Annotated in this window: 23 protein-coding genes; 6 read left to right on the top strand and 17 right to left on the bottom strand. The window is 70.3% G+C overall.

Annotated features, from left to right (window positions below; translation table 11 throughout):
- Positions 1 to 13 precede the first annotated feature (13 nt).
- Genes ACWH49_RS04480 through moeA form a run of 5 tightly spaced genes read left to right on the top strand, consistent with a single transcriptional unit; the run spans position 14 to position 4,244 of the window.
- Complete coding sequence (locus tag ACWH49_RS04480; RefSeq protein ID WP_448170365.1) at positions 14 to 727, top strand: ABC transporter permease; 714 nt, start codon at positions 14 to 16, stop codon at positions 725 to 727.
- Positions 724 to 1,452 carry an energy-coupling factor ABC transporter ATP-binding protein gene (locus ACWH49_RS04485; protein ID WP_448170366.1) on the top strand — a complete coding sequence of 243 codons (729 nt, stop codon included), beginning with the start codon at positions 724 to 726 and terminating at the stop codon, positions 1,450 to 1,452. The genes ACWH49_RS04480 and ACWH49_RS04485 overlap by 4 nt, the downstream gene beginning before the upstream one ends.
- Positions 1,452 to 2,291, top strand: a complete 840-nt coding sequence (locus ACWH49_RS04490; protein ID WP_448174304.1) for a substrate-binding domain-containing protein — start codon at positions 1,452 to 1,454, stop codon at positions 2,289 to 2,291. The genes ACWH49_RS04485 and ACWH49_RS04490 overlap by 1 nt, the downstream gene beginning before the upstream one ends.
- 38 nt (positions 2,292 to 2,329) lie before the next feature.
- Positions 2,330 to 2,929, top strand: coding sequence for a molybdenum cofactor guanylyltransferase MobA (mobA, locus tag ACWH49_RS04495; protein WP_448170367.1), 600 nt, complete (start codon positions 2,330 to 2,332; stop codon positions 2,927 to 2,929).
- Positions 2,922 to 4,244 (top strand): molybdopterin molybdotransferase MoeA, encoded by a 1,323-nt coding sequence (gene moeA / locus ACWH49_RS04500; RefSeq protein WP_448170368.1) that lies wholly within the window; start codon positions 2,922 to 2,924, stop codon positions 4,242 to 4,244. The genes mobA and moeA overlap by 8 nt, the downstream gene beginning before the upstream one ends.
- 10 nt (positions 4,245 to 4,254) lie before the next feature.
- Here the strand turns inward: moeA and ACWH49_RS04505 are convergent, their stop codons facing one another.
- Positions 4,255 to 5,607: a M20/M25/M40 family metallo-hydrolase gene (locus ACWH49_RS04505; RefSeq protein WP_448170369.1), complete on the bottom strand. Its 1,353-nt coding sequence runs from the start codon at positions 5,605 to 5,607 to the stop codon at positions 4,255 to 4,257.
- 66 nt (positions 5,608 to 5,673) lie between these two features.
- On the opposite strand from ACWH49_RS04505, the gene ACWH49_RS04510 reads away from it, so the two are divergent.
- Entirely contained in the window at positions 5,674 to 6,156 is a 483-nt protein-coding gene (locus ACWH49_RS04510) for a Crp/Fnr family transcriptional regulator (protein ID WP_448170370.1), read from the top strand.
- A 31-nt stretch (positions 6,157 to 6,187) separates the two neighbouring features.
- On the opposite strand, the gene ACWH49_RS04515 is transcribed toward ACWH49_RS04510, so the two are convergent.
- The 16 genes from ACWH49_RS04515 to ACWH49_RS04590 all read right to left on the bottom strand — a co-directional run bounded on the left by ACWH49_RS04515 (position 6,188) and on the right by ACWH49_RS04590 (position 25,541).
- Entirely contained in the window at positions 6,188 to 6,937 is a 750-nt protein-coding gene (locus ACWH49_RS04515; RefSeq protein WP_448170371.1) for a metallophosphoesterase family protein, read from the bottom strand.
- Between the two features lie 19 nt (positions 6,938 to 6,956).
- Positions 6,957 to 7,829: a formate dehydrogenase accessory sulfurtransferase FdhD gene (locus ACWH49_RS04520; RefSeq protein WP_448170372.1), complete on the bottom strand. Its 873-nt coding sequence runs from the start codon at positions 7,827 to 7,829 to the stop codon at positions 6,957 to 6,959.
- A 64-nt stretch (positions 7,830 to 7,893) separates the two neighbouring features.
- Positions 7,894 to 8,289, bottom strand: a complete 396-nt coding sequence (locus tag ACWH49_RS04525; protein WP_448170373.1) for a hypothetical protein — start codon at positions 8,287 to 8,289, stop codon at positions 7,894 to 7,896.
- Positions 8,290 to 8,309: 20 nt separating this feature from the next.
- Entirely contained in the window at positions 8,310 to 9,449 is a 1,140-nt protein-coding gene (locus tag ACWH49_RS04530) for a formate dehydrogenase subunit gamma (protein WP_448170374.1), read from the bottom strand.
- Between the two features lie 18 nt (positions 9,450 to 9,467).
- Positions 9,468 to 9,707: a hypothetical protein gene (locus ACWH49_RS04535; protein ID WP_448170375.1), complete on the bottom strand. Its 240-nt coding sequence runs from the start codon at positions 9,705 to 9,707 to the stop codon at positions 9,468 to 9,470.
- Positions 9,704 to 10,330, bottom strand: a complete 627-nt coding sequence (gene fdh3B, locus ACWH49_RS04540) for a formate dehydrogenase FDH3 subunit beta (RefSeq protein WP_448170376.1) — start codon at positions 10,328 to 10,330, stop codon at positions 9,704 to 9,706. Before fdh3B ends, ACWH49_RS04535 begins: the two co-directional genes overlap by 4 nt.
- Positions 10,331 to 10,358: 28 nt before the next feature.
- Complete coding sequence (locus tag ACWH49_RS04545) at positions 10,359 to 13,331, bottom strand: formate dehydrogenase subunit alpha (protein WP_448170377.1); 2,973 nt, start codon at positions 13,329 to 13,331, stop codon at positions 10,359 to 10,361.
- A gap of 16 nt (positions 13,332 to 13,347) precedes the next feature.
- Complete coding sequence (locus ACWH49_RS04550; RefSeq protein WP_448170378.1) at positions 13,348 to 13,575, bottom strand: formate dehydrogenase; 228 nt, start codon at positions 13,573 to 13,575, stop codon at positions 13,348 to 13,350.
- Between the two features lie 127 nt (positions 13,576 to 13,702).
- Entirely contained in the window at positions 13,703 to 14,335 is a 633-nt protein-coding gene (locus ACWH49_RS04555) for a TorD/DmsD family molecular chaperone (protein WP_448170379.1), read from the bottom strand.
- Complete coding sequence (locus ACWH49_RS04560; RefSeq protein ID WP_448170380.1) at positions 14,328 to 16,469, bottom strand: 4Fe-4S dicluster domain-containing protein; 2,142 nt, start codon at positions 16,467 to 16,469, stop codon at positions 14,328 to 14,330. Before ACWH49_RS04560 ends, ACWH49_RS04555 begins: the two co-directional genes overlap by 8 nt.
- Positions 16,393 to 16,971 (bottom strand): DUF3306 domain-containing protein, encoded by a 579-nt coding sequence (locus ACWH49_RS04565; RefSeq protein ID WP_448170381.1) that lies wholly within the window; start codon positions 16,969 to 16,971, stop codon positions 16,393 to 16,395. The genes ACWH49_RS04560 and ACWH49_RS04565 overlap by 77 nt, the downstream gene beginning before the upstream one ends.
- Positions 16,968 to 17,474: a DUF3305 domain-containing protein gene (locus tag ACWH49_RS04570; RefSeq protein ID WP_448170382.1), complete on the bottom strand. Its 507-nt coding sequence runs from the start codon at positions 17,472 to 17,474 to the stop codon at positions 16,968 to 16,970. Before ACWH49_RS04570 ends, ACWH49_RS04565 begins: the two co-directional genes overlap by 4 nt.
- Before the next feature lie 657 nt (positions 17,475 to 18,131).
- Complete coding sequence (gene fdhF / locus ACWH49_RS04575; protein ID WP_448170383.1) at positions 18,132 to 20,990, bottom strand: formate dehydrogenase subunit alpha; 2,859 nt, start codon at positions 20,988 to 20,990, stop codon at positions 18,132 to 18,134.
- A complete protein-coding gene (locus ACWH49_RS04580) occupies positions 20,987 to 22,801 on the bottom strand; it encodes an NADH-ubiquinone oxidoreductase-F iron-sulfur binding region domain-containing protein (protein WP_448170384.1) in 1,815 nt (604 codons plus the stop codon). The genes fdhF and ACWH49_RS04580 overlap by 4 nt, the downstream gene beginning before the upstream one ends.
- Positions 22,802 to 22,805: 4 nt before the next feature.
- Entirely contained in the window at positions 22,806 to 24,470 is a 1,665-nt protein-coding gene (locus tag ACWH49_RS04585) for an OFA family MFS transporter (protein ID WP_448170385.1), read from the bottom strand.
- Between the two features lie 138 nt (positions 24,471 to 24,608).
- Entirely contained in the window at positions 24,609 to 25,541 is a 933-nt protein-coding gene (locus tag ACWH49_RS04590) for a LysR substrate-binding domain-containing protein (RefSeq protein WP_448170386.1), read from the bottom strand.
- Positions 25,542 to 25,545: the final 4 nt, after the last annotated feature.

A 25,545-nucleotide genomic window follows, 5' to 3' on the forward strand; every position in this document is an offset into this window, starting at 1 on the left:
TGAGAGATGCCGATTGAGCGCCTTTGCCGAGAGCTTCCGCACCGCCGTCGCGCTGGTGGTCGAGGCCGACCCGGTGTTGTGGCGAACGGTGGGCCTGTCGCTCACGATCAGCCTGTCGGCCTGCGCGATCGCCGCGGGCTTCGGCCTCGCCGGCGGCGCATGGCTCGCGGTGGCGCGTTTCCCGGGGCGGCGCGCGGTGCTCGCGGCGCTCAACACGCTGCTCGCGTTGCCGTCGGTCGTGGTCGGGCTGGTCGTGTACCTGCTGCTGTCGCGCAGCGGACCCCTCGGCAGCTGGGGCATCCTGTTCACGCCGGGCGCCATGGTGATCGCGCAGACGATCCTGGTGCTGCCGGTGATCGCGGCACTGTCGCGCCAGCTCGTGCACGACAGCCTGCGGGACGGCGGCGACCAGCTGCGCTCGATGGGCGCGCGGCCGTTCACGTGCGCCGTGCTGATGTTGCTGCACGAGCGCTGGGCGGTCGCGACGATCGGGCTGACCGCCTTCGGGCGCGCGATCTCCGAAGTCGGCGCGGTGATGATCGTCGGCGGCAACATCGACGGCGTCACCCGCGTGATCACGACGACGATCGCGCTCGAGACCAGCAAGGGCGACCTGCCGCTCGCACTCGCGCTCGGCCTGGTGCTGCTGGCGCTGGTCGGCCTGATCAACGCCGGCATCGCGTTCGCGCAGCGCGTGCAGGGCGGCAACCTGGAGCTGGCGCGGTGAGCGCCGCCGATGACGACGCGATGCTGACCCTCGACGGCGTCGGCGTGCGCTACGGCCATGTCACTGCGCTGCACGACGTGAACCTGCGCATCGCGCGCGGCGACTTCGTCGCGCTGATCGGCGCCAACGGCTCGGGCAAGACGACGCTGCTGCAGGCGCTGCACGGCCTGGTCGCGCACCGCGGCGTGCGCATCGTTGCGCCCGATGCCGCGGCGCAGGTGATGGTGTTCCAGCGGCCGTTCATGCTGCGCTTGTCGGCCTGGAACAACCTGCTGCTCGGTCTGTGGCTGGCCGACGTCCCGGCCGCCGAGCGCGTGCCGCGCGCGACCGAAGCCCTGCACCGTGCCGGCCTGTTCGAGTTGCGCGAGCGCCAGGCGCGCGCCCTCTCCGGCGGCCAGCAGCAACGCCTCGCGCTCGCGCGGGCCTGGGCGACGCGGCCGGCGGTGCTGTTCCTCGACGAGCCGACCGCCAACCTCGACCCGTCCGCCAAGCGCGAGATCGAGTCGATGCTCGCCGACTTCGCCGCCGCCGGCATGACGCTGGTGATGAGCACCCACAACCTCGGCCAGGCCAAGCGCCTGGCCACGCGCGTGGTCTACCTCGACCGCGGCGCGATCCGCGCCGACATGCCGACCGCGCGGTTCTTCGGGGCGCGTCTCGCCGATCACCTCGACGAGCGCGCCGACCTGTTTCTCAAGGGAGAGTTGACGTGGGACATGGAATGATGGATCGCATCGGCCGCCGCGCCGCCCTGGCGCTGCTGTGTGCGACCGCCGCGCTGGGGCTGCCCGCCGCCGCGCAGGACAAGTTCATCGTGATGGCCTCGACCACCAGCACCGAACAGTCGGGCCTGTTCCCGCACCTGCTGCCGGCGTTCAAGAAGGCCAGCGGCATCGACGTGCGCGTGGTCGCGGTGGGCACCGGCCAGGCGCTCGACATGGGGCGGCGCGGCGATGCCGACGTGCTGTTCGTGCACGACACCGCGGCCGAGGAGAAGTTCGTCGCCGAGGGCTTCGGCCTGCCGCGCCGCGACGTGATGGTCAACGACTTCGTGCTCGTCGGCCCGGCCGCCGATCCTGCCGGCGTGAAGGGGCAGGACATCGTCGCCGCGTTCGGCAAGCTGGCAGCGTCCCGCGCCGCATTCGTCTCGCGTGCCGACAAGAGCGGCACGCATGCGGCCGAACTGCGCTACTGGAAGATGGCCGGCATCGACAACCCCGCCGTGAAGGCGCCGGGCCGCGCGTTCGACTACCGCGCCTGCGGCTGCGGCATGGGCCCGGCGCTGAACATCGGCTCGAGCACCGATGGCTACGTGCTGACCGACCGCGGGACCTGGCTGTCGTTCAAGAACCGCGGCAACCTCAAGGTGCTGGTCGAGGGCGACAAGCGCCTGTTCAACCAGTACGGCGTGATCGTCGTCAACCCCGCCCGGCATCCGCGGACCAAAACCGCGCTGGCGCAGGCGTTCTCCGACTGGATCGTCTCGTCCGACGGCCAGGCCAGCATTGCCTCGTACAAGGTCGGCGGCGAGCAGCTGTTCTTCCCGAACGCGACGAAGAACTGAGCCGCGAGGGTCATGCCGGTCGAAATACACTTCCGCGCATGATCGACAAGAATGACATCACCGGCCTGATCCTGGCCGGCGGCCGCGGCAGCCGCATGGGCGGCGTCGACAAGGGCCTGCAGAACCACCACGGCGTGCCGCTGGCGATGCACGCGCTGATGCGGCTGTCGCCGCAGGTCGGCGAGATCCTGATCAACGCGAACCGCAACCTCGGCGCGTACGAATCGATGGGCGTGCCGGTGTGGCCGGACACGCTCTCGGACTACGCCGGTCCGCTCGCCGGCTTCCTGACGGGGCTGGAGCGTTGCGAGACGCCCTACCTCGTCACCGTGCCGTGCGACTCGCCGCTGTTCCCGACCGACCTGGTCGCGCGGCTCGCGCAGGCGCTGGAATCGAACGATGCCGAGATCGCGATGGCGGCGACGCTGGAAGACGGCGCGCTGCAGGTCCAGCCGGTGTTCTGCCTGATGAAGAGCGACGTGCTCGAGAGCCTGGTGCGCTTCACGCAGAGCGGCCAGCGCAAGATCGACAAGTGGACGGCCGGCCTGCGCTGCGTCGAGGTGCCGTTCGACGACCCGCACGCGTTCGCGAACGCGAACACGCCGGACGAACTGAAGGCGTTGCAGCAGCATGGCTGACATCGACAACCGGCCCGAGTTGCCGCCTTCGCTGCAGCAGATCGCCTCCTGCGTCAGCGGTTACGACCCGAATGCGCTGCCGGTCGCGCAGGCGCAGGAATTCATCGCCCGGCTGGTGCCGAAGGTGCGCGCAGTCGAGATGCTGGCGCTGCGCTCGGCATTGGGCCGCGTGCTCGCGCGCGATGTCGTCTCCGGCTTCGACGTGCCGGCGCACGACAACTCGGCGATGGATGGCTACGCGCTGCGCGGCGTCGAACTCGCGACCGATGCAGACACGGTGCTGCAGGTCACGGGCAGCGGCTTCGCCGGACAGGTCGACCTGGCGACCGCGGCGGCCGGCCAGTGCGTTCGCATCATGACCGGCGCGGTGATGCCCGCCGGGCTCGACACGGTCGTGCCGCAGGAGTTCGTCAAGGTCGACGGCGACCGCGTGACGATTCCCGCCGGCGTCGTCCGCACCGGCGACAACCGCCGCTTGAAGGGCGAGGACCTCGCCAAGGGCGAGGCCGCGCTGGTCGCGGGCCGCGTGCTGCGCCCGGCCGATCTCGGCATGCTCGCCTCGCTGGGCCAGGCCGAGGTGCCGGTGTTCCGCCGCCTGCGGGTCGCGTTCTTCTCGACCGGCGACGAGCTGCGCTCGATCGGCGAGCCGCTGCCGCCCGGCTGCGTCTACGACAGCAACCGATACACGCTCTGGGGCATGCTGGCGCGGCTCGGCGTCGACCTGATCGACCTCGGCGTCGTGCGCGACGAGCCCGAGGCGCTCGAAGCCACCTTCCGCGCCGCGGCGCGCGATGCCGATGCGGTGATCACCTCCGGCGGCGTCAGCGTCGGCGAAGCCGACCACACGAAGATGGTGATGGCCAAGCTCGGCGACGTGCTGTTCTGGCGCATCGCGATGCGGCCGGGGCGGCCGATGGCGATCGGGCGGATCTCGAGTGACAAGAGCGCCGACGGCCACGGCGCCATCCTGTTCGGCCTGCCCGGCAACCCGGTCGCGGTGATGGTCACGTTCTACGCGCTGGTGCGCGACGCGCTGCTCGCGATGAGCGGGGCCGCCACCGCGCCGATGCCGCTGCTGCGCGCCGCCAGCGTCGCGCCGATGCGCAAGAAGCCGGGCCGCACCGAGTACCAGCGCGGCATCGTCACACGCGCGCCCGATGGCGCGGGCTGGGAGGTGCGCATCACCGGCGCGCAGGGCTCGGGCATCCTGCGCAGCATGAGCGAGGCCAACGGCCTGGTCGTGCTGCACCACGCGCAGGGCAACGTGGCCGCCGGCGAACTCGTCGACGTGCTGCCGTTCGACGCGCTGATCTGAGCCGGCCCGCTCAGCGCGGCGGGCGGTTCTCGAGCAGCGGCTCGCTGACGCCCTGCACGCCGACCAGGCCGAGCACCGTCACCAGCGAGTTCTGCGCGCCCTTCCAGGCATCGGTCAGGTCGATCCATTCGCTCAGCGCGTGGAAGCCGCCGGTCTTGCCGCCGCCGCCGATGATGATCGCCGGGATGCCGAACGACATCGGCACGTTGGCGTCGGTGCTGCCGCCGCGCAGCAGCGTGGTGTGGCCGAACGCGGTGTTCGAGCGCACGGCGGCCTCGACCAGCACCGAATCGACCGGCGTGCGGCCGCCCGGCCGGTCGCCGATCAGGCGGTTCGAGACCGACAGCGTGTCGACGCCCCAACGCTTGTTCTCCTCGACCACCGCCTGGTCGACCGCGGCGAGGATCTTCTTCTCGGTCTCGAGCAGCGGGGCCATCGCGTTGGAGCGGATGTCGACCGCCATGCGCGCGTCCGGCGCGATGGTGTTGACCGACGTGCCGCCGCCGACCGTGCCGACCGTGAACGTGGTCTTCGGATTCGACGGCGTCTGCACGTCGGCGATCTTCGCGATCGCGCGGCCCATGCCGTGGATCGCGCTCGGCACCTGGCCGAACGCACCGAAGCTGTGGCCGCCCGGCCCCTTGAACACGAACTCGTAGCGGTGGCTGGCGGTGCCCAGCACCAGCACCGAACCGTCGGGCGACGGCTCGAGGCCGACCATGCCGTCGATGTCCCTGTGCTCGGCGAACAGGTGCTTCATGCCACGCAGGTTGCCGAGTTCCTCCTCGCCGACGTTGCCGACGATCAGCAGGTCGCCAACGGTCTTCACCTTCTGCTCGTTCAGCACCTTCAGCCACGACAGCAGCACGGCGAGGCCGCGGGTGTCGTCGGAGATGCCGGGCGCGTAGAACTTGCCGTCGCGCTCCTTGACCTTCACGTCGGTGCCGCTGGGGAACACGGTGTCCAGGTGGGCCGAGATCAGCAGCTTCGGCCCGCCGCCGCTGCCCTTGCGCAGGCCGACGACGTTGCCCTCGGCGTCGATGCGGGCGTCGGTCAGGCCGACCGCCTTCATCCGCGCCAGGAACGCCTCGGCACGCTTCTGCTCCTTGAACGGCGGCGCCTCGATCTCGGTCAGCAACTTCAGGTCGTCGATCGTGCGCGGGTGGTCGGCCTGGACCGCATCGAGCAGCTGGCGGATCGCCGGCGCCGCCATCAGTTGCGTGTAGGCCTTCTCGACGGCGGGACGGACCTGGGTCGGCGTCGGAGCCACGGCATTGGCGCCCTGGGCGTGGACGGTTGCGGCATGGAAGAGCAGCGCGGCGCCGGCGGCGACCGCCGCGGCGGGGACGGGGAATCTGGGCATGAGCTGGTGGAGAAAGGGAACGGGGCGCCCAGCATAGCGGGCGTTCGTTTGACTTACGATCGACCCGTGACCGACCACCTCGCCCCCTTCGCCGACCTGCCCGAAGTCGCCTTCGCCGCCGGTGACGTGGTGGTGCGCGAAGGCGGCACCGAGGGTGCGCTGTGGGTGCTGGTGTCGGGCGCGCTGCAGGTGCGCAAGGGCACGGTCGTCGTCAATGCCGTCACTCGGCCCGGCGCGTTGATCGGCGAGATCTCGGCGCTGCTGGGGCGGCCCTACGGCGCGACGGTCGAGGCCACCGAGCCGAGCGTGATGCGCTGCGCCGCGAACGGCCCCGCCCTGCTGGCCAGCAACCCGGCCATCGCCCGGCTGGTGGCGGTCGGCCTGGCGGAGCGGCTCGATTTCGTCACCAGCTATTTGGCCGACCTGAAGCAGCAATACGGCGACGCGCCGGGGCTGACGATGGTGTCGGACGTGCTGAATCGGTTGGCGCTGCGCCAGACGGCACCGGCGCGGCCGGGGTCGGCGCGCGATCCGCAGCCCGATTACTGAATTTGCACGTCGGCGCGGGATCAGGCCGACGTCAGAACACCGTTCGCGCCGGCGCGCGACTGTCCAGGAGCTGCAGCGTCTCCTCGCCCATCATCGACCGCCACGCGGCGGTGCCCTCGCCGAGATCGAGCGCGATGTGCGCCGGCACCGGGCCGATCTGGCGGCCCGCGTTGAAGACCCAGGTATCGCCGATGCGATCGGCCCAGGCCCCGTCGGGCTTGAACGGCGGCTCGTGGACGTGGCCGGTCAGCACGATGTCGGGGCGGTGGGTCGCGATCCAGCCGCCGATGTCGGCGTCGCCGTAATGGCGGCGGCCGGTCCAGCAGGTGGGCGAGCCGAGCGGCGGCCAGTGGTAGACCCAGACCCAGCGCGCCGGTCGCTGCGCGGCGTCGCGGGCGAGTTGCGCTTCCATCGCGGCGCGGCCGAGCGGGCCGTCCCACCACGGGCAGATCGTCACGAGCGTGTCGCCGACGCGCAGCGAGCCGCCGTCGGTCGGCACGCCGGCGGCGCGGGCCTCGGCCAGCCAGAGCGCGGCCTGCTCGCCCTGCGCGTCGGGGCCGGTCAGGTCGTGGTTGCCGGAACTGACGACGACGCTGCCCGCCGCCTGCAGCAGCGCGAGGTACTTGAGGATGACCACCGACTGCACGTCCAGGGACACGGCGGAGCTGATGTCCAGACTGTCGCCCGCGATGACGATGAGGTCGTATTGCGGCGCGACGCGCACCACCCAGTCGAGCTGCGGCAGCGTGTAGTGGAGGTCGGAGACGAGCAGGATGCGCACGGCGGGCGGTACCGGGCGCTCAGTCGACTGACGCGGTGGTGGCGATCGGCGCGGCCGCGCGTGGCGGCTCGGGCTGCGCGTCGAAGCGGTCGAAGCCGCTGTAGCAGATGAAATGCCGGTTGGTCGCGCGGCCGAACAGCGCCAGGCCGAGGCGCTGTGCGAGTTCGTGTCCCATCTGCGTGATGCCGCTGCGCGAGACCACGATCGGCACGCCCATCTGCGCGGACTTGATCACCATCTCGCTGGTGAGCCGCCCGGTCGTGTAGAAGATCTTGTCGGCGCCGGTCACGTCGTGCAGCCACATCCAGCCGGCGATCGTGTCGATCGCGTTGTGGCGGCCGACGTCCTCGACGAACATCAGCAGCTCGTCCTGCCGGAACAGCGCGCAGCCGTGCACCGAGCCGGCCGACTTGTAGGTGCTCTCCTGAAGGCGCATCGCGTTCAGCAGGCCGTACAGGGCGTGCTGCGACAGGCGCGCGGCGGGGTCGGTGGGCGACGGCAGGCGGATCGATTCCAGATCGCCCATCAGGTCACCGAACACCGTGCCCTGGCCGCAGCCGGTCGTGACGACGCGCTTGGCGGTCTTCTCGTCGAAGCGCTCGATGCCGGCCCGCGTCTTGACCGCGGCCGCGTTGACGTCCCAGTCGACGGTGATCGAATCGATGTCGGCGATGCTGTCGACCAGCCGCTGGTTGCGCAGGTAACCGAGCACCAGAAACTCGGGCGCGGCGCCCAGGGTCATCAGCGTCACCAGCTCGCGCTTGTCGACGAACACGGTCAGCGCGCGCTCGGCCGGGATCGACACGCGGCGCGTCGCGCCGAACTCGTCGAGCACCTCGATCTCGTGGGTCAGCGCAGCGGCGGCGTGGGTCAGTCGGGGCGCAGGCGTCATGGCTCGACTGTAGGGCAATGAAAAAGGCCGCGACGGATCGCGGCCTCGTTCGAGCGGCGGCGGCTCACTTCTTGGGCTGGCCCTGCTTCTCGGCGGCGGTCTCCTTCGAGCTGGGCGGCGAGGTGGCCATGCCCGGCGGCGAATGCGCGCCTGCCGCCTCGAGCGGCGCAGAGGCCGGCGGCGCCGGCGGGACGAACGCGCCCGGGTCGGTGCACGGTGGCGTGTCGATGGGCGGCGGCGCGTCCCTGCCCTCCGGCGACTTGCGGTAATGGTCGACCGTGCGGTTCATGACCTGGCACAGCTTGAAGGCGCCGACCTTGTCGGTCCAGGCGTTCTTCGCGGCGGTTTCGGCGGCCTTGGCCTTGGCCTCGTCGCTCGGCGGGGGCAGCTTGGCGGCAGCGGGGCCGGCGGCGAGCGCCAGCGCGGCGGCCAGGGTCAGTGCGGGAATGGCAAATCGCATGCGTCGTCCTTCTCGTGTGCTCAGGCCTGCGCGGCCGGGCGGCCCGCCGGCGGCGGCGTGCGCTGCGCCGGCACGCGGCCGGCCTGGATGTCCTCGTACCAGAGCGCATGGTGCTCACGGGCCCAGCCCTCGTCGACGTAGCCCGTCTCCATCGCCTTGTACGCGTCGCGCATGCCGATCGTGCCGATGTAGATGTGGCCGAGGAACATCGCGATCATCAGCGCAGTCGCGACGCCGTGGATCATGTGCGCGATCTGCATGTCGCCACGCAGGTACGCCAGGCCCGGGATGACCTTGTCGAGCACCAGGCCCGAGCCGACGACGACGATGCCGAGGAAGAACACGCCGCCCCAGAAGATCACCTTCTCGCCGGCGTTGAATCGGCCCGACGGCGGCTCGGCACCGCCCAACAGCCCGCCGCCCTTCAGCAGCCATTGCAGGTCGCCGCGGCCCGGGAAGTTGTCGCGCACGAACACCAGGAACACGATCAGCAGCGACACCGCGAACAGCGGCCCGGCGAAGTTGTGCGCGGTCTTCAGCGCGTAGGTGATCCAGCCGAACAGCGTGCCGCCGAGCACCGGCAGCATGAACGTCTTGCCGAACGCCATCACGATGCCGGAGATCGCGAGCACGCTGAACGCGATCGCGTTGACCCAGTGCGCGGCGCGCTCGAAGTAGGTGAAGCGCTCGATCTTGCGGCCGGTGTACGGCACGTGGCCGCCGAGCGGCCCCTTCGCGAAGAAGAACAGCGCGATGCCGAGCGCGACGATCACGATCAATGCGCCGCCGTACGGAATGATCCAGTCGTTGCGCACCTGGCGCCAGGCTTCACCGGCGTTGGTCAGGCGCGAGCCCGGGTACTGGACGAACTCCTGGATCAGCACGCCCTTCTCGGCCCCCGGCAGGTTGGTGATGCCGGGCGCGGTGCCCGATTGCTGCACGCCGCGCCAGAACGGCGCGTTGTTGCCCGGCTGGCTCTTGGCGCGCTGGGCGTTGGTGTCGTCCGGGTTCGGCGCGGCGGGGGCGACGAAGCCGGCGGGCGGACCCGAGGCAGGCGCCGCGACGGCCGACGCTGCCGTCGCGGTCTGCGCCGACGCGCACGCCAGCGTCAGGGCGGCCAGCAGGCCGGCCAGCGCGCGGGGGAGGATGGTGCTTCGCATCGCGTGGTCTCCCCGGCGTCAGCGCGCGTAGTCGTTCTGCGCCTGATTGCGCTGGCGGATCTGCTGCTCCCAGGCGGCCTGGTCGCCGTCCTTCCAGCCGGGGGCGCGGAACGCCGGGTTGGCGGCATCGGAGACGCTCCAGGGCGTGGTATCCGCCTTGCGGGCCGAGGCGTCCATGGTCTGCGGCTTCTCGCCGCAGGCGGCCAGCGCGACCAGCGATGCGCCGACGGCGGCGAGCGTGAGCGACCGCGCGATCACTTCTTGGCTCCGACCGGCGCCGCCGAGCTGGTCTGCACCGGCTTGCCGTACGCGGTGCCCCAGCCCCAGACCTCGCTGCCCTTGCCGCGGTTCAGCACGCGGGTGCGGAAGATGTCGGCGACGACGTCGCCATCGCCGCCGAGCAGCGCCTTGGTCGAGCACATCTCGGCGCAGGCCGGCAGCTTGCCTTCGGACAGGCGGTTGCGGCCGTACTTGGCGTTCTCGGCCTCGCTGCCGTTGGCCTCGGGGCCGCCGGCGCAGAAGGTGCACTTGTCCATCTTGCCGCGCAGGCCGAACGCGCCGTTGCTCGGGAACTGCGGCGCGCCGAACGGGCAGGCGTACGAGCAGTAGCCGCAGCCGATGCAGATGTCCTTGTCGTGCAGCACCACGCCCTCTTCGGTGCGGTAGAAGCAGTTGACCGGGCACACGGCCATGCACGGCGCGTCGCTGCAGTGCATGCACGCGACCGAGATGCTCTTCTCGCCGGCGACGCCGTCATTGAGCGTCACGACGCGGCGGCGGTTCACGCCCCACGGCACGTTGTGCTCGGCCTTGCAGGCGGTGACGCAGCCGTTGCACTCGATGCAACGCTCGGCGTCGCAGATGAATTTCATTCTTGCCATCGTGATCTCCGGTGTGTCGTGGCGGTATTCAGGCGGTGGCCTTGGCGACCTGGCACACGGTGGTCTTGGTCTCTTGCATCATCGTCACGCTGTCGTAGCCGTAGGTCGTCGCGGTGTTGACGGCCTCGCCGCGAATCACCGGGTGCGCGCCTTCGGGGTAGTAGGCGAGCATGTCGGCGCCCTGCCAGCGGCCCGAGAAGTGGAACGGCAGCCAGACGGTCTCGCGGTCGACCCGCTCGGTGACCAGCGCCTTGACCGTCAGGCGCGCGCCGGTCGGCGTCGTCACCCACACGTTCTCGCCGTCGCGGATGCCGCGGTCGTTCGCGGTCGCCGGGTTGATCTCGACGAACATCTCCTGCTGCAGTTCGGCCAGCCACGGGTTGGAACGGGTCTCCTCGCCGCCGCCCTCGTACTCGACCAGCCGGCCCGAGCTCATGATCAGCGGGAACTGCTTGCCGATGTCCTTGTTCTTCTCCTGCACGCTCTTGTAGAGCGTCGGCAGGCGCCAGAACGCCTTCTTGTCGTCGTGGGTCGGGTACTTGGCGATCAGGTCCGGGCGGGTCGAGTACAGCGCCTCGCGGTGCTGCGGCACCGGGTCGGGGAAGTTCCAGACCACCGCGCGCGCCTTGGCGTTGCCGAACGGGTGGCAGCCGTGCTTCATGCTGACGCGCTGGATGCCGCCGGACAGGTCGGTCTTCCAGTTCTTGCCCTCGGCCGCGGCCTTCTCGGCGTCGGTCAGGTCGGCCCACCAGCCGAGCTTCTTCAGCAGGATGTGGTCGAACTCGGGATAGCCGGTGGTGATCTCCGAACCCTTCGAGCACGAGCCGTCCTCGGCCAGCAGGCTGACGCCCTCGCGCTCGACGCCGAAGTTGGCGCGGAAGTTGCCGCCACCGTCCATCACGTGCTTGCTCGTGTCGTACAGGTTCGGCGAGCCCGGGTGCTTGAGCTCGGGCGTGCCGTAGCACGGCCACGGCAGGCCGAAGTAGTCGCCGTCGAGCTTGTAGCCGGTCTCCTTGTCGATGCCGCCCTTGGCCTTCAGCGTCCTCACGTCGAAGACGTTCATGTTGCGCATGTGCGCCTTGAGCCGCTCGGGGCTCTGGCCGGTGTAGCCGATGGTCCACATGCCGCGGTTGATCTCGCGCAGCACCGATTCGACCTCGGGCTCCATCATCCCGCCCTTGCCGGCGACCAGCTTGTGGCTCTTGGTCAGCTCCTTGTCGAAGCCGAGCTTCTGCGCGAGCTGGTACATGATCATGTGGTCGGTGCGCGAGTCCCAGAGCGGCTCGATCACCTTCTCGCGCCATTGCAGCGAGCGGTTCGACGCCGTCACCGAGCCCGAGGTCTCGAACTGGGTCGCGGCCGGCAGCAGGTAGACCGCGCGGTTGGCGTTCAGCTCGCCCGCCTTGCTCGGCATCGCCGCCATCGCGGCGGTGGCCGACGGGTACGGGTCGATCACGACCAGCAGGTCGAGCTTGTCCATCGCCGTCTTCATCTCGAGACCGCGGGACTGCGAGTTCGGCGCATGGCCCCAGAAGAACAGGCCGCGCAGGTTGCTGTCCTGGTCGATCAGCTCGTTCTTCTCGAGCACGCCGTCGATCCAGCGCGAGACGGTCATGCCGGGCTTGGTCAGCATGCCGGGCGCGTACTGCTTCTTGATCCACTCGAAGTCGACGTCCCAGACCTTCGCGAAGTGCTTCCACGCGCCCTCGGCCAGGCCGTAGTAACCGGGCAGCGAATCGGGGTTCGGGCCGACGTCGGTCGCGCCCTGCACGTTGTCGTGGCCGCGGAAGATGTTGGTGCCGCCGCCGCTGACGCCGACGTTGCCGAGCGCGAGCTGCAGGATGCAGGAGGCGCGCACGACCGCATTGCCGATCGTGTGCTGGGTCTGGCCCATGCACCAGACGATCGTGCTCGGCCGGTTCTCGGCCAGCGTGCGGGCGGTCTTCAGGCAGGTGGCTTCATCGACGCCACAGGCCTCGAGCACCTTGTCCGGCGTCCACTTGGCCATCACCTCGGCCTTGATCTTGTCCATGCCGTAGACACGATCGTTCAGGTACTTCTTGTCTTCCCAGCCGTTGGCGAACACGTGGTACAGCACGCCGAACAGGAACGGGATGTCGCTGCCCGAACGGATGCGCACGTAGTCGTCGGCCTTGGCGGCGGTGCGCGTGAAGCGCGGGTCGACCACGATCATCTTGCAGCCGGTTTCCTTGGCATGCAGCATGTGCAGCATCGACACCGGGTGCGCCTCGGCCGCGTTCGAGCCGATGTACATCGCCGCCTTGGCGTTGCGCATGTCGTTGTACGAGTTGGTCATCGCCCCGTAGCCCCAGGTGTTCGCGACGCCCGCGACCGTGGTGCTGTGGCAGATGCGCGCCTGGTGGTCGCAGTTGTTGCTTCCCCAGAGGCTGACCCACTTGCGCATCAGGTAGGCCTGCTCGTTGCTGTGCTTGCTCGAGCCGACGACGAACACCGAGTCCGGCCCGCTCTGCTTCTTCAGCTCGAGCATCTTGGCGCTGATCTCGTTCAGCGCCTGGTCCCAGGTGATCTTCTCGTACTTGCCATTGACGAGCTTCATCGGCGTGCGCAGCCGGTACTCGCCATGGCCGTGCTCGCGCAGCGCCGCGCCCTTGGCGCAGTGCGCGCCGAGGTTGATCGGCGAATCGAACACCGGCTCCTGGCGCGTCCAGACGCCGTTCTCGACCACCGCGTCGACCGCGCAGCCCACCGAGCAGTGACCGCAGACGGTGCGCTTGACGACCGTCTTCTTGGCCGCGTCGGCGGCCGGCGCGTCGGCGGCGTGCGCCTTCTTCTGCACCAGCGTCAGTTGCGTCGCAGCCAGGCCGACGCCGACGCCGAGCCCGGAGCGGCGCAGGAACGCGCGCCGGTCCATCGTCGGGATCGCGCGGCGGTTCTGCGTCGCGACACCGCGCGCGAGGCTGTTGACGAGGTCGCTGGTTGCGGGCTCGCCGGCTTGTGTTGATTTGCGTGTCAGCAGCATGGGGTGGGCCTCGGCGTCAAGCGCGGGTGGTGGCGTAGTAGCGCAGCACGTGGTCGGTGACCTGGTAGCCACCGGCCGGGTCGATCGCCTTGGTGGCGACCGCCGCCACCGGCGCCACGACGGGCGCGGCACCCGGCAGCACCTTGGCCGCCACGACGGCGGCACCGGCGGCACCGGCACCGATCAGCAGGCCGCGGCGCTTGAGCGGCTGGGCGGTGGAACGTTCGGTGGTGTGGTCACTCATGGCTCGGTGCTCCCGGGGCGAATTGACTGCAAGTTAGGGGGAATGTATGCAAGATGTTGCATAGCGTCATCAGGGTCTGTCCGTAAGTTGACACCTTATAGGCGTCAGGTTCATGAAAGGAATCACCCTACGCGTCCAGCAGGTCGAAGCCCTGCGCCTCGACGGCGAAGAAATCGCGCATGAACCCTGCGACCGCACGGTAGAAATCGGCCTGCGGGTGCGCGGCGACGGTCTCGGCGAGCCGCTCGACCCACGGCCGAAGGTGCGCGTTGAAGAAGCGCTGCTGGCTCGCGAGGTTGCTGATGGCGAGGTCGTCGCCGGCGATCAGGTAGCGCATCGTCTCGCACAGGCTGGCCAGGTGGTCCTCGGTCTCGAGCACACCGACCGGCCGCTCCAGGCCGAGCGCGGCCAGGTCGCTGCGCAGGTCGACCAGCGGCTTCTCGTTCAGCGTGCCGGCGATGAACCACGAGCCGTGCAGGAAGATCTCCGGCTTGCCGACACCGCCGAACAATGCGGTGTATTCGGCCACGGCGGTCTCGCGCGGCAGGCGGCGCGAGGCGGCCACCACTTCCGACCAGCTCGTCTCCAGGAACGCACCGGCGGTCGGCGCCTCGGTCACCGCGACGCGGAGCTGTTCGTACAGGTCGGCGGACGGCGGCGCGATGAACAACGCGGCCAGCAGCCCGTAGACCTCGGCCCGCGCGATCTCCTCGCGGTCGTCCGGCGTGCCGAACTGCATCGCCACCGGGGCTTCAGACATCGGTGATCCTGACTTCATCGGGGTGGGTGTGGATGTCGATCACGCGGCAGTCGCCGCACATGCGCAGGCGGTCCGAGTGGGCGCCCTGGAACATCGGATGCGCGCCGAGCTTGCCGACCATCAGCTCGATCGCCTTCAGCGTGCCGAACGGCTTGCCGCAGCGGATGCACTGGTACGGCTCCACCTCGTTCAGCACGCGCGCCTGCTTGCGCGCCTTGCCGGCGTCGGCCAGCCACAACCGCGGCTCGAGCGAGATCGCGTCCTCGGGGCAGGTGCTCGCGCACAGGCCGCACTGCACGCAGTTCTTCTCGATGAAGCGCAGCTGCGGCTTGTCGGCGTTGTCGGCCAGCGCCGCCTCGGGGCAGGCGCTGACGCAGCTCAGGCACATGGTGCAGCGGTCCTTGTTGACGATCAGGCTGCCGAAGGGACTTCCCGCGGCCGGCAGCGCGATCGCCTCCGGCGCGGGGGCCGCCGCCTGCAGCAGCAGGTGCTCGATCGCGAGGTCGAGCGTGCCGCGCTTGTCGGCCTGCACCGCGAAGGTGGCGGGCTTGCGCACCGACTGTGCCGGCGCGGCCTGCAAGGCCACGTCGAGCGCCTGCGCATCGCGCGCCTCGACGAGCCGGAAGTGCTCGCCGGCGAACCCCAGCCCGGTCAGGATCGCCTGCGCGACCTGCATCTGCGCGGCCACCGCACGGCGGTAGTCCGGCGCCTCCTCGTCGGTCATCAGCACCCAGACCTGCGACGCGCCGAACGCGATCGCCGACAGCCACAGGTCGATGCCGACCGACGCGGTGTGCCACGCGTCGAGCGGCAGCACGCGCGCCGGCACGCCGCGCACGGCCGGGTCGGTGCGCGCGGCGCGGCCCAGCGCGTCGATCAATTGCGAGCCCGCGGCCTGGCTGTGGATCAGCAGCGCGGGCTCGGTGCCGCCGGCGCGCTGGTAGGTGCTGAGCAGCGTGCGGATGCGGCGGCCCTGGTGATCGAGCCGCGGCGTCGCATAGCTGATCGCGCCGCTCGGGCAGACGGTGGTGCACGCGCCGCAGCCGACGCACAGGTGCGGCTCGACGATGATCCCGGCCAGCGTCGCGCCACCCGCCTTGCCCTTGCGCGAGGCATCGCTGCGGATCGCCTGCGCGGAGCACACGTCGATGCAGGCGGTGCAGCCGATCTGTTCGTTGCGGCTGTGGGCGCAGATCTTCTGCTTGTAGTCGAAGAACTTCGGCTTCTCGAACTCGCCGACGCTCTCCCGCAGCTGCAGCACCGCCGCGATCAGCGCGGCCTCGTCGGCGGCGTGGAAGTAGCCCTGCGGCGGCTGGTGCAGCGCGAGCAGCGGCGTCGGGTTCAGGTCCAACACGAGGTCGAAGGTCTCGCTCCCGGCCTGCGGCGCGCGCTCGAAATCGATCGCGCCGGCCGCGTCGCACGCGGTCACGCAGTCGCGGTGGCTGGTGCACTTGGCGAGGTCGATCTGGTAGCTGAAGTCGATCGCGCCCTCGGGGCACACGGCGATGCAGGCATTGCAGCGCGTGCACAGGTCGAGGTCGATCGGGTTGCGCTGCGACCAGCTGACCTCGAACGCGCCGAGCCAGCCGGTGATGCCGGTCACGCTGCCCGAGTGGACGGCCATCGTGCGCGACTGCGGCAGCGTGTCGCCGCCCTGCAGCAGCAGGCTCACGTCGAGCTTGTCGGCCAGCATCTGCGCGGCGCGCTGGGCGCGGTCCGCCGCGCCGATCACCAGCACGCGGCCGTTCGAGCGGTAGCTGACGGTCGCCACCGGATCGGCGTCGGGCAGTTGCGCGAGCGCGATCAGCGCGGCGATCTTGGGCGTCGCGCCGCGCGCGTCCTTGGACCAGCCGCCGGTCTCGCGGATGTTGACGAAGCGGATCGGCCGCTCGGCGACGCCCGGGGCGCCTTCGGTCTGCCCGTTCAGCTCGAGGAAGAGCCGGCTCTCCTGCGTGCAGGCGACCAGCAGGTCGTCCCCCGACTTGGCGGCGCGCTGGAACGCGCCGGCCTCGCGGCGGCACAACAGCGTGTGGACCGTCTGCAGGCCATCGCCGGCGTCAGGCCCCAGTGCCTTGAGCAGGCCCTGGTTGTCCAACGGCATCGTCTTGTTGCAGTCGCAGATCAGCGTGGTCATCGGGTGCGTTCAATGTCTCGGGGGTGGCAACGTCGGCGGCGGATACCGGCTTATCTTCTTCTTCGTCGTCTTCGAACAACTTCAGGATCTTCGACTGGTTCATCTGCCGCAGCATCGCGAGCGGGATCGGATCGGGCTTGCCGTAGTCGTCGATGTAGGTGTCCAGCCCGTCCATCACGTTGAAGTGCGGATCGGTGAACAGCTTCTTCATGGCCGCGCGCTTCACGCCCTCGTCGACACCGCCGGCGACGAAGCGCGAGTAGTCGGACTCGCGCGTGAGCTGCGCCACGTCGGCCAGCGTCGGCTGCGGCGCCGCGGCGGGCTGGGTCTCGGCCGGTGCCGCCGTGGCGAGGGCAGCGGCCGGTATCTCGGCGGCGGTGGACGGCGCCGCAGCGGACGTCGCAGGCTCGGCCACCGGCACCGCGGCCGCGCCGTCGCGCACCTGGGCCTTTCGCCGCGACCAGCGCGAGAGGAAGCCGTCCGGCGCTGCACCGGTCGTCATGACCGCTGCCCCGGCGCCAGGAACGACTGGGGCCGGCGGCGCTTCTTCGGCTCCGGCCGGTAGTGCTCGTCGGCATAGGCCTGCAACCACTCGGCCAGGTCGGCCGGCAACGGCACGTTGTCGATGCGCTCCTGCGCGTCGAGCCAGCGCCCGGCCTCGTTGTACGAGACGCTCACGGTCTCGGGCCAGGCGCGCGACGGGTCTTCATCGTCGATGCGCCACATCACGAACCAGACCGGCGTGCCGGTGCGCAGGTTCAGGAAGTAGCCCTCGGCCTCGTCGCGGAAGAGTTCGAGCGTGAAATTCGGGTACAGCGTGCGCCGCACCTTCCCGTCGTCGCGCAGCACCCGCGCCGTCTCGCCGAAGGCTTCTTCGTGCGGCACCACGTCGACCAGGCGGAAGCGCCACGCTTCCCACTGGTTCGGATTCGCCTCGCGTTCCATGACCACCGCCACCCGGATGGCGGGTCGCGTGGCATTCGGCGGGTAGGCAGTCTCTTGCATAAGGCGCGCAGTCTAGACGGTGCGCGATAACCCCGCTGTACGGTGCTGCGTCTGGCGGCGGTCCGAGCGTCGAAGGTGGGTTCGGGTGGGTTGCTCGGCTGACGCGTCGGTGGGGTTGGAGCGTGCGAAGGCGCGCCCGGGTGGGTTGCGCCGCGCCACGGAGGCGGTCGCCTGCGGCGACTGCTCTGTGCTGCTCGGGCGCGTGGCCGTCCTCGCCAACTCACTTCGCGAACTGCGTTCGCTTCGTTCAGACAGGCGCTCGGAAGTCAGTTGACGAGCGCGCTGCGCGCGCGGCCACACGCCCTGCGCTGCTCGGCGCCTCCCAGGCGCGGCGCAACCCACCCGGGCGCGCCTTCGCTGCAACGGTGGAAGCCCTTCCTTCGAACTGCTCAGGTGGTTTTCGTCGGCGCAGGCGGCACCCGGCAGGGGCGATTTGGGTGGCGGTGAGGAGCGCAGCTTCGGGGCCTGCGCGCGCAGCGCGCTTCGTAGACTGACTTCCGAGCGCCTGTCTGAACGGAGCGAACGGAGTGAGCGCAGTGAGTTGGCGAGGACGGCCCCGAAGCGAGCACCGCAACGCAGTCGCCGCGCAGCGGCGACCGCCACCGCATGAGCCCCTGCCGGGTGCCGCCTGCCGCGACGCGCTCCGACCGTGACAACTCAGGCCACGGACCCGACTCCGTAGCCAGAAACAGCGTGAGGCACCCCACCCGCCACCACCCGCACCGCGCAGTACTTGAACTCTGGAATCTTCCCGAACGGATCGAGCGCCGCGTTGGTCATCAGGTTGGCCGCCGCCTCGTAATAAGCGAACGGCACGAACACCGCACCCGCCGGCGTGCCGTCGTCGCGCCGCACATGCAGCGTGACCTCGCCCCGGCGCGAGCGCAGTGTGATCACGTCGCCCGGCTGCAGGCCGAGCCGCGCCAGGTCGGGGCCGCCCATCGACGCGGTCGCGATCGGCTCGAGCGCGTCGAGCACGCTGGCGCGGCGCGTCATGCTGCCGGTGTGCCAGTGCTCGAGCTGGCGGCCGGTGATCAGCACGAACGGGTAGGCGGCATCTGGGCGCTCGTTGGCCGGGATGATGTCGGCGGGCACGAGCTTGACGCGGCCGTCGGCGGTCGGGAAGGTGTCGTCGAACACGATCGGGCGGCCCGGGTCGTCAGCGCTCAGGCACGGATACGTCACGCTGTCCTCGCGTTGAAGCCGCTCCCAGGTGATGCCGGCGATCGCGCCGTGCATGGCCTGGCGCATTTCCTCGTAGACCGATTCGGCACCGGAATCCTCGCCCGCGTACTGCCAGTCGAGGCCGAGCCGCTGCGCGAGCTGCTGGATGATCCACAGGTCCTGCCGCGCGTCGCCGGGCAGGTCGAGCGCGCGCCGGCCGAGCTGCACCATGCGGTCGGTGTTGCTGACGGTGCCGCCCTTCTCCGGCCAGGCGCTGGCGGGCAGCACCACGTCGGCGAGCCAGGCGGTCTCGGTCATGAAGATGTCCTGCACGACGAGATGCTCGAGCGAGGCCAGCGCGTGACGCGCGTGGTTCAGGTCGGGGTCGCTCATCGCCGGGTTCTCGCCCATGATGTACATGCCGCGCACCTTGTGCGGGTCGGTGTCGGGCGCGAGCGCCTTGTGCATGATCTCGACCACCGTGTAGCCTGGCGTCGCGTCCAGCGGCGTCTTCCAGAAGTCCTCGAACCACGCATGCGCGCCGGCGTTGTCGACGCGCTGGTAGTTCGGGAACATCATCGGGATCAGCCCCGCGTCGCTCGCGCCCTGCACGTTGTTCTGGCCGCGCAGCGGGTGCAGTCCCGAACCCGGCTTGCCGATCTGGCCGGTCACGCTGACCAGCGCGATCAGGCAGCGCGCGTTGTCGGTGCCATGCACGTGCTGGCTGATGCCCATGCCCCACAGGATCATCGCGCTCTTCGCGGTCGCGAACGCGCGCGCGACCTCGCGCAGCGTCTCGGCCGGGATGCCGCAGATCGGCGCCATCGCCTCGGGGCTGTAGCCCTGGACGTTCGCGCGCAGCGCCTCGAAGTTGTCGACGCGGTCGCGCACGAACGCCGCGTCGACCAGGCCCTCCTCGATCACCACGTGGATCAGCGCGTTCAGCATCGCGACGTCGGTGTCGGCGTTGAACTGCAGCGTTCGCCAGGCATGGCGCGACAGCTCCGTGCGACGCGGATCGGCCAGCACGATCTTCGCGCCGCGCTGTGCGGCGTTCTTCATCCAGGTGGCGGCGACCGGGTGGTTGACCGTCGGGTTCGAGCCGATCACGAAGATCAGCTCGGCATGCTCCACGTCGTTGACCGGGTTGCTGACCGCGCCCGAGCCCACGCCTTCGAGCAGCGCCGCGACGCTCGACGCGTGGCACAGGCGCGTGCAGTGGTCGACATTGTTGCTGCCGAAGCCGGTGCGCACCAGCTTCTGGAACAGGTAGGCCTCCTCGTTGCTGCCTTTGGCCGAGCCGAAGCCGGCGAGGGACTTGGGGCCGTGCGTGTCGCGCAGCGTGCGCAGCGTGCCGCCGGCGAGTTCGAGCGCTTCTTCCCAGCTCGCCTCGCGGAACACCTCAGTCCAGTCGGCCGGGCGCGAGTCGATCGAAGGGTCCTTCGCGACGCCCGGCTTGCGGATCAACGGCTTGGTGAGCCGCTGCGGGTGGCTCGCGTAATCGAACCCGAACCGACCCTTGACGCACAGCCGGTCGTGATTCGCCGGCCCGTCGCGGCCGTCGACACTGATGATCTGGTTGTCGCGCACGTTGTAGGTCAGCAGGCAGCCGACGCCGCAGAACGGGCAGACGGAGTCGACCTTCTTGTCGACCACCTGCGTGCCGAGCGACGTCTTCGGCATCAGCGCGCCGGTCGGGCAGGCCTGGACGCACTCGCCGCAGGCCACACAGGTGCTCTCGCCCATCGGGTCGCCAAGATCGAACACGATCTGGCTGTGCGCGCCGCGCAGCGCGTAGCCGATCACGTCGTTGACCTGCTCCTCGCGGCAGGCTCGAACGCAGCGCGTGCACTGGATGCAGCTGTCGAGGTTGACGGCCATCGCCGGGTGCGACAGATCGGGCGCGGGTTGCTCGCGGCGCAGCGCACGCAGCTCCGGCCGCACCGTGACACCTTCCTTCGCGGCCCACGCGCTCAGCTCGCCATGTGGCAGCGCGGCGTCGCCATCGACCCACTTGTAGCCCGCATCGGGCAGGTCGGCGAGCAGCATCTCCAGCACCATCTGCTGGCTCTTCTTCGCGCGCGGACTGTCGCTGGTGACGTCCATGCCGGGCTGCACGCTGCGGCAGCAGCTCGGCGCGAGCGTGCGCTCGCCCTTCACCTCGACGACGCAGGCGCGGCAGTTGCCGTCGGGCCGGTAGCCCTCCTTGAAGCACAGGTGCGGGATCTCGACGCCTTCGCGCTTGGCCGCGCTCAGGATGGTCTCGCCGTCGAACGCGCTGACGGGTCGGCCGTCGAGCATGAACTCGATCGCCGCAGCCTGCAGTTGCGCGAGGTGGGTGGGTGCGTTCATGCGGCGCCTCCGATTTCGTGCGCGAAGTGCTGGACGACGCAACGCACGGGGTTGGGCGCCGCCTGGCCCAACCCGCAGATGGACGCGTCGGTCATCACCTGGTTCAGGTCTTCGAGCGTCGCGCGGTCCCAGGTGTCGGCCGCCATCAGGCGCGCGGCCTTGTCGGTGCCGACGCGGCACGGCGTGCACTGGCCGCAGCTCTCGTGCGCGAAGAACCGCATCATGTTCAGCGCGGCGTCGCGGGCGCGGTCGTGCGCGCTCAGCACGATCACGGCGGCGGAGCCGATGAAGCAGCCATGCGGCTGCAGCGTGTCGAAATCGAGCGGGATGTCGGCCATCGATGCGGGCAGGATGCCGCCGGAGGCGCCGCCCGGCAGGTAGGCATAGAGCGTGTGGCCGTCGGCCATGCCGCCGCAGTACTCGTCGACCAGTTCGCGCAGCGTGATGCCGGCGGGCGCGAGCTTCACGCCCGGCTGCGCCACGCGCCCGCTGACGCTGAAGCTGCGCAGCCCCTTGCGGCCATGGCGGCCGAAGCCGGCGAACCACGCCGGCCCGCGCTGCACGATGTCGCGCACCCAGTACAGCGTCTCGAAGTTGTGCTCGAGCGTCGGCCGGCCGAACAGGCCGACCTGCGCGATGTACGGCGGGCGCAGCCGCGGCTCGCCGCGCTGGCCTTCGATGCTCTGGATCATCGCGGATTCCTCGCCGCAGATGTAGGCACCGGCGCCGCGGCGCAGTTCGATGTGCGGCAGCGCGAACGGCGCGGCGCGCTGCAGCTTCGCGAGCTCAGTGGTCAGCAGTTCGCGGCAGCCGTGGTACTCGTCGCGCAGGTAGAGGTAGACCGCGTCGATGCCGACCACGTGCGCAGCGATGAGCACGCCTTCGAGGAAGCGGTGCGGGTCGCGTTCGAGGTAGGTCCGGTCCTTGAAGGTGCCGGGCTCGCCCTCGTCGATGTTGACCGCCATCAGGCGCGGCGCGGGCTGGTCGCGCACGATGCGCCATTTGCGGCCGGCCGGGAAACCGGCGCCGCCAAGGCCGCGCAGGCCGGAGTCCTCGAGCGCCTGGATCAAATCGTCGCCGGCGCGCTGGCCGGCGATCACCTCGGCGGCGAGCGCGTAGCCACCCGCCCCACGGTAGCGGGCGTAGTCGACGAACGACGGCGCCACGTCGGCGTGACGCTCGCTGACCCCGCGTTCGGCCAGCGCGGCAGGATCGAACGTCGAATCGGCGTGGGCCACCGGGTGGCGCGTCTGCCCTTGCCGTACCGTGGCGACGACCGCCTCGGCATCGGCGCGCGGCACCGGGCATTGGTGCACGACCGCAACCGGCGCCTGCTCGCAGCGGCCGACGCACGGCGCGGCGATCACCTTCACCTCCGCACCCAGCAGTGCCGGCAGCCGCGCCAGCAGATCGCGCGCGCCGGCCAGCTCGCAACTCAGTCCGTCGCACACGCGCACGGTGATCGCGGCGGGCGATTCGCCCTCGCCCAGCACCTCGAAGTGGTGGTAGAAGCTCGCGACCTCGAAGACCTCGGCCATCGGCACGTTCGTCTCCTTCGCGAGCGCGACCAGGTGGCGTTCGTGCAGCCCGAGGCAGGCGTCGTTCAGCAGGTGCAGGTGCTCGATCAGGCGGTCGCGCCGCCAGCCCGTCGCCGGCTTCTCGCCGAGCAGCGCGCGCACTTCGGCGAGCGCGGCGTCGTCCGGCTGGCGGCCCTTCAACCGGCTCTTGCGCCTGATGCGCTGGCGCATCTCGTCGGCGGTGGCCGAGGCCACCACGGGCATGGCCGGGCGGGGTTCCTGCATCTGGCTCATCGATTCACCCGAAGAACTTCGCGACGCTCAGCAGCGTCTTGTACACGCCCCAGGCCAGCGGGATGCCGACCGCCAGCCAAGCCAGCGCGACCAGGGCCATCGGGGTCGTGCCGCCGCCGCTCGCCGACGCCGCCAGTTCCGACGCCGACGCCCGCTCGTGCGCAAGACGCTTCTCCTGCGCCAGTTCGGCGTCGGTCATGAACCACTTGTCGGCGAGCGGGCGGATCGACAGGTTGCAGATCAGGCCCAGCACCAGCATGCCCACCAGGATGTACATGGTCTGGTTGTACACCTGCTCTCGCGGGATGCCCAGGCCGAGCTGGTACTCGCGCATGTAGTTCACGACCACCGGGCCGAGGATGCCGGCGGTCGCCCACGCGGTCAGCAGGCGGCCGTGGATCGCGCCGACCATCTGCGTGCCGAACAGGTCGGCGAGGTAGGCCGGCACGGTCGAGAAGCCGCCGCCGTACATGCTCAGGATCACGCAGCAGGCGGCGACAAACAGCAGTTTCGAACCCGCCATCGCGCTGCCCGGCATGCTCGCGTACATCAGGCCGCCGAGGACGAAGAACACGGTGTAGGTCAGCTTGCGGCCGAGCTTGTCGGACAGGCTGGCCCAGAAGAACCGGCCGCCGATGTTGAACAGGCTCAGCAGCGCGGTGAAGCCGGCCGCGACGCCGGCGATCGCCGCGAGCTGCGCCTTGTCGAGTTCGCCGAATTTCTTCGCGACGCCGATCAGGTTGCCGCCGAACACCTCCTGCAGCATCGGGCTGGCCATGCCGATCACCCCGATGCCGGCCGACACGTTCATGCACAGCACCATCCAGACCAGCCAGAACTGCGGGATGCCCCAGACGCGCTTCACGTGGACGTGACGCTGCGTGATCATCGCCGCCTGCGCCGGCGGCGGCGGGGTCCAGCCGGCGGGCTTCCAGCCCGTCACCGGGACGCGGTAACCGAGCGCGCCGCCCATCATGAACACGAAGTAGATCAGCGCCATCACGACGAAGGTGGGGGCCACGCCCACGTCGGTCGGCGTCGCGAACGACTTGATGAGCTCGGCCGCCAGCGGCGAGCCGATCATCGCGCCGCCGCCGAAGCCCATGATCGCCATGCCGGTGGCCATGCCGCGCTTGTCGGGGAACCACTTGATCAGGGTGCTGACCGGGCTGATGTAGCCCAGCCCCAGACCGACGCCGCCGATCACGCCGGAGCCCAACAGCATCAGCCAGAACTGATGCAGGTGGACGCCGAGCGCCGAGATCAGCATGCCGCCGCACCAGCACAGCGCACTGACGACGCCGGCCTTGCGCGGGCCGGCATGCTCCAGCCAGCCACCCCAGATCGCCGCCGACGCGCCGAGGATCACGAAGAACAGCGTGAACATCCAGCCGAGCGTCGCGATCTTCCAGTCGCAGCTGGTGACGAACAGCTCCTGGAAGAAGCCGATCTCGGGCCCGCACTTGATCGACTCCTTGACGCCCAGCGCCTTCGACAGCGGCAGCCAGAACACCGAGAAGCCGTAGGCCATGCCGATGCACAGGTGGATCGCCAGCGCGGCCGGCGGCACCAGCCAGCGGTTGAAGCCGGGGCCGGCGACGATGCGTTCCTTGTCCAGAAAGCCAGGCGCGCCCGCCATGCCGCCCGGTCCGTCCCATACAGCCGCCATCGGTTTCTCCTTGTGGTGTTTGACCGCGCAGCTCGCGCGAACGGGGCGCAGTGTCGGCAGCGCGCGCCGGCGCGTCCAATTGATTCGGGAAACGGGACGATTCGCCGCCTGAATCTCAGGCAGGGCAAACCCGTGCGCTCACGCGTCCAGCAGACCGCCCTGTGTGGCGGCATGGCGCAGCCACGCCCCGTCGTTCGCCAGGACCAGCGCGGCTTCGAGAGCACGCGACGCGCGCGCGCCCCTCGCGACCATGAAGCCGATCGGGGTGCGGACCTCCGGCTCGCGCAGCGGCAGCGCCTCCAGTCCCTTGTAGCCGCGCACCAGCGCCATCAGCGCGCCCGGCAGCACCGCGCCGACCTCGCCGTCGAGCACGCTGAGCACGACCGTGACGATCGAATTGGTCTCGATCGCCGGCAGCACCTCGACGCCGGCTTGCGCGAACGCGGCATCGAGGATGGTGCGGTTGTGCATCTCGGGCGTCAGCAGGCACAGCGACATCGCCGCAGCGGTGCGCCAGCTCACGGTCTCGCCGACATGCAGCGGCGCGCCGGCGCCCACGGCGGCCCGGCGCAGCAGGAAATACTCCTCGGCGTATTGCGGCACAGCGGTGAACTTCGCGCTGCGCTCGATGTAGCCCAGGCCCATGTCCAGCGAGAGGTTCTCCAGGCCGGTCTCGATCTCGTGCGAGCTGAGCGAGCGCACGATCGGACGGATGCCGGGGTGGCGCGCCTGCAGCTGCGCGGCGAAGCGCGCCGCGACGGGCAGCGTCGTCGGCACGGCCCCGATCGACAACGAGCCGCGCGGCGTGCCGGCGCCGCTGTGCAGGTCCTGCCGCAGCAGTTCCTGCTCGCGCAGCAGCCGGTTCGCACTGGCGAGCACGCGCTCGCCCTCGGGCGTCAGGCCCTCGTAGCTGCGGCCGCGCCGGACGATCGCGACATCGAGTTCCTCCTCGAGCGCGCGCAGCGCGTTCGACAACGCCGGCTGGGTGATGTGGCACGCGCTCGCGGCGCGGCCGAAGTGACGGTGCTGCTCGAGCGCCACGAGATACCGCATGGCGTCGAGAAGGTTCATCGGC

This window comes from Rhizobacter fulvus, from assembly GCF_964020785.1.

What these genes read in the sequence shown, in the direction of transcription:
- ACWH49_RS04545 (WP_448170377.1), bottom strand. Translation starts at nt 13,331, where the DNA reads ATGCTGCTGACACGCAAATCAACACAAGCCGGCGAGCCCGCAACCAGC.
- fdh3B (WP_448170376.1), bottom strand. Translation starts at nt 10,330, where the DNA reads ATGGCAAGAATGAAATTCATCTGCGACGCCGAGCGTTGCATCGAGTGC.
- ACWH49_RS04555 (WP_448170379.1), bottom strand. Translation starts at nt 14,335, where the DNA reads ATGTCTGAAGCCCCGGTGGCGATGCAGTTCGGCACGCCGGACGACCGC.
- ACWH49_RS04565 (WP_448170381.1), bottom strand. Translation starts at nt 16,971, where the DNA reads ATGACGACCGGTGCAGCGCCGGACGGCTTCCTCTCGCGCTGGTCGCGG.
- ACWH49_RS04505 (WP_448170369.1), bottom strand. Translation starts at nt 5,607, where the DNA reads ATGCCCAGATTCCCCGTCCCCGCCGCGGCGGTCGCCGCCGGCGCCGCG.
- ACWH49_RS04520 (WP_448170372.1), bottom strand. Translation starts at nt 7,829, where the DNA reads ATGACGCCTGCGCCCCGACTGACCCACGCCGCCGCTGCGCTGACCCAC.
- ACWH49_RS04550 (WP_448170378.1), bottom strand. Translation starts at nt 13,575, where the DNA reads ATGAGTGACCACACCACCGAACGTTCCACCGCCCAGCCGCTCAAGCGC.
- ACWH49_RS04530 (WP_448170374.1), bottom strand. Translation starts at nt 9,449, where the DNA reads ATGCGAAGCACCATCCTCCCCCGCGCGCTGGCCGGCCTGCTGGCCGCC.
- ACWH49_RS04570 (WP_448170382.1), bottom strand. Translation starts at nt 17,474, where the DNA reads ATGCAAGAGACTGCCTACCCGCCGAATGCCACGCGACCCGCCATCCGG.
- mobA (WP_448170367.1), top strand. Translation starts at nt 2,330, where the DNA reads ATGATCGACAAGAATGACATCACCGGCCTGATCCTGGCCGGCGGCCGC.
- ACWH49_RS04580 (WP_448170384.1), bottom strand. Translation starts at nt 22,801, where the DNA reads ATGAGCCAGATGCAGGAACCCCGCCCGGCCATGCCCGTGGTGGCCTCG.
- ACWH49_RS04590 (WP_448170386.1), bottom strand. Translation starts at nt 25,541, where the DNA reads ATGAACCTTCTCGACGCCATGCGGTATCTCGTGGCGCTCGAGCAGCAC.
- moeA (WP_448170368.1), top strand. Translation starts at nt 2,922, where the DNA reads ATGGCTGACATCGACAACCGGCCCGAGTTGCCGCCTTCGCTGCAGCAG.
- ACWH49_RS04585 (WP_448170385.1), bottom strand. Translation starts at nt 24,470, where the DNA reads ATGGCGGCTGTATGGGACGGACCGGGCGGCATGGCGGGCGCGCCTGGC.
- ACWH49_RS04560 (WP_448170380.1), bottom strand. Translation starts at nt 16,469, where the DNA reads ATGACCACGCTGATCTGCGACTGCAACAAGACGATGCCGTTGGACAAC.
- ACWH49_RS04490 (WP_448174304.1), top strand. Translation starts at nt 1,452, where the DNA reads ATGGATCGCATCGGCCGCCGCGCCGCCCTGGCGCTGCTGTGTGCGACC.
- fdhF (WP_448170383.1), bottom strand. Translation starts at nt 20,990, where the DNA reads ATGAACGCACCCACCCACCTCGCGCAACTGCAGGCTGCGGCGATCGAG.
- ACWH49_RS04525 (WP_448170373.1), bottom strand. Translation starts at nt 8,289, where the DNA reads ATGCGATTTGCCATTCCCGCACTGACCCTGGCCGCCGCGCTGGCGCTC.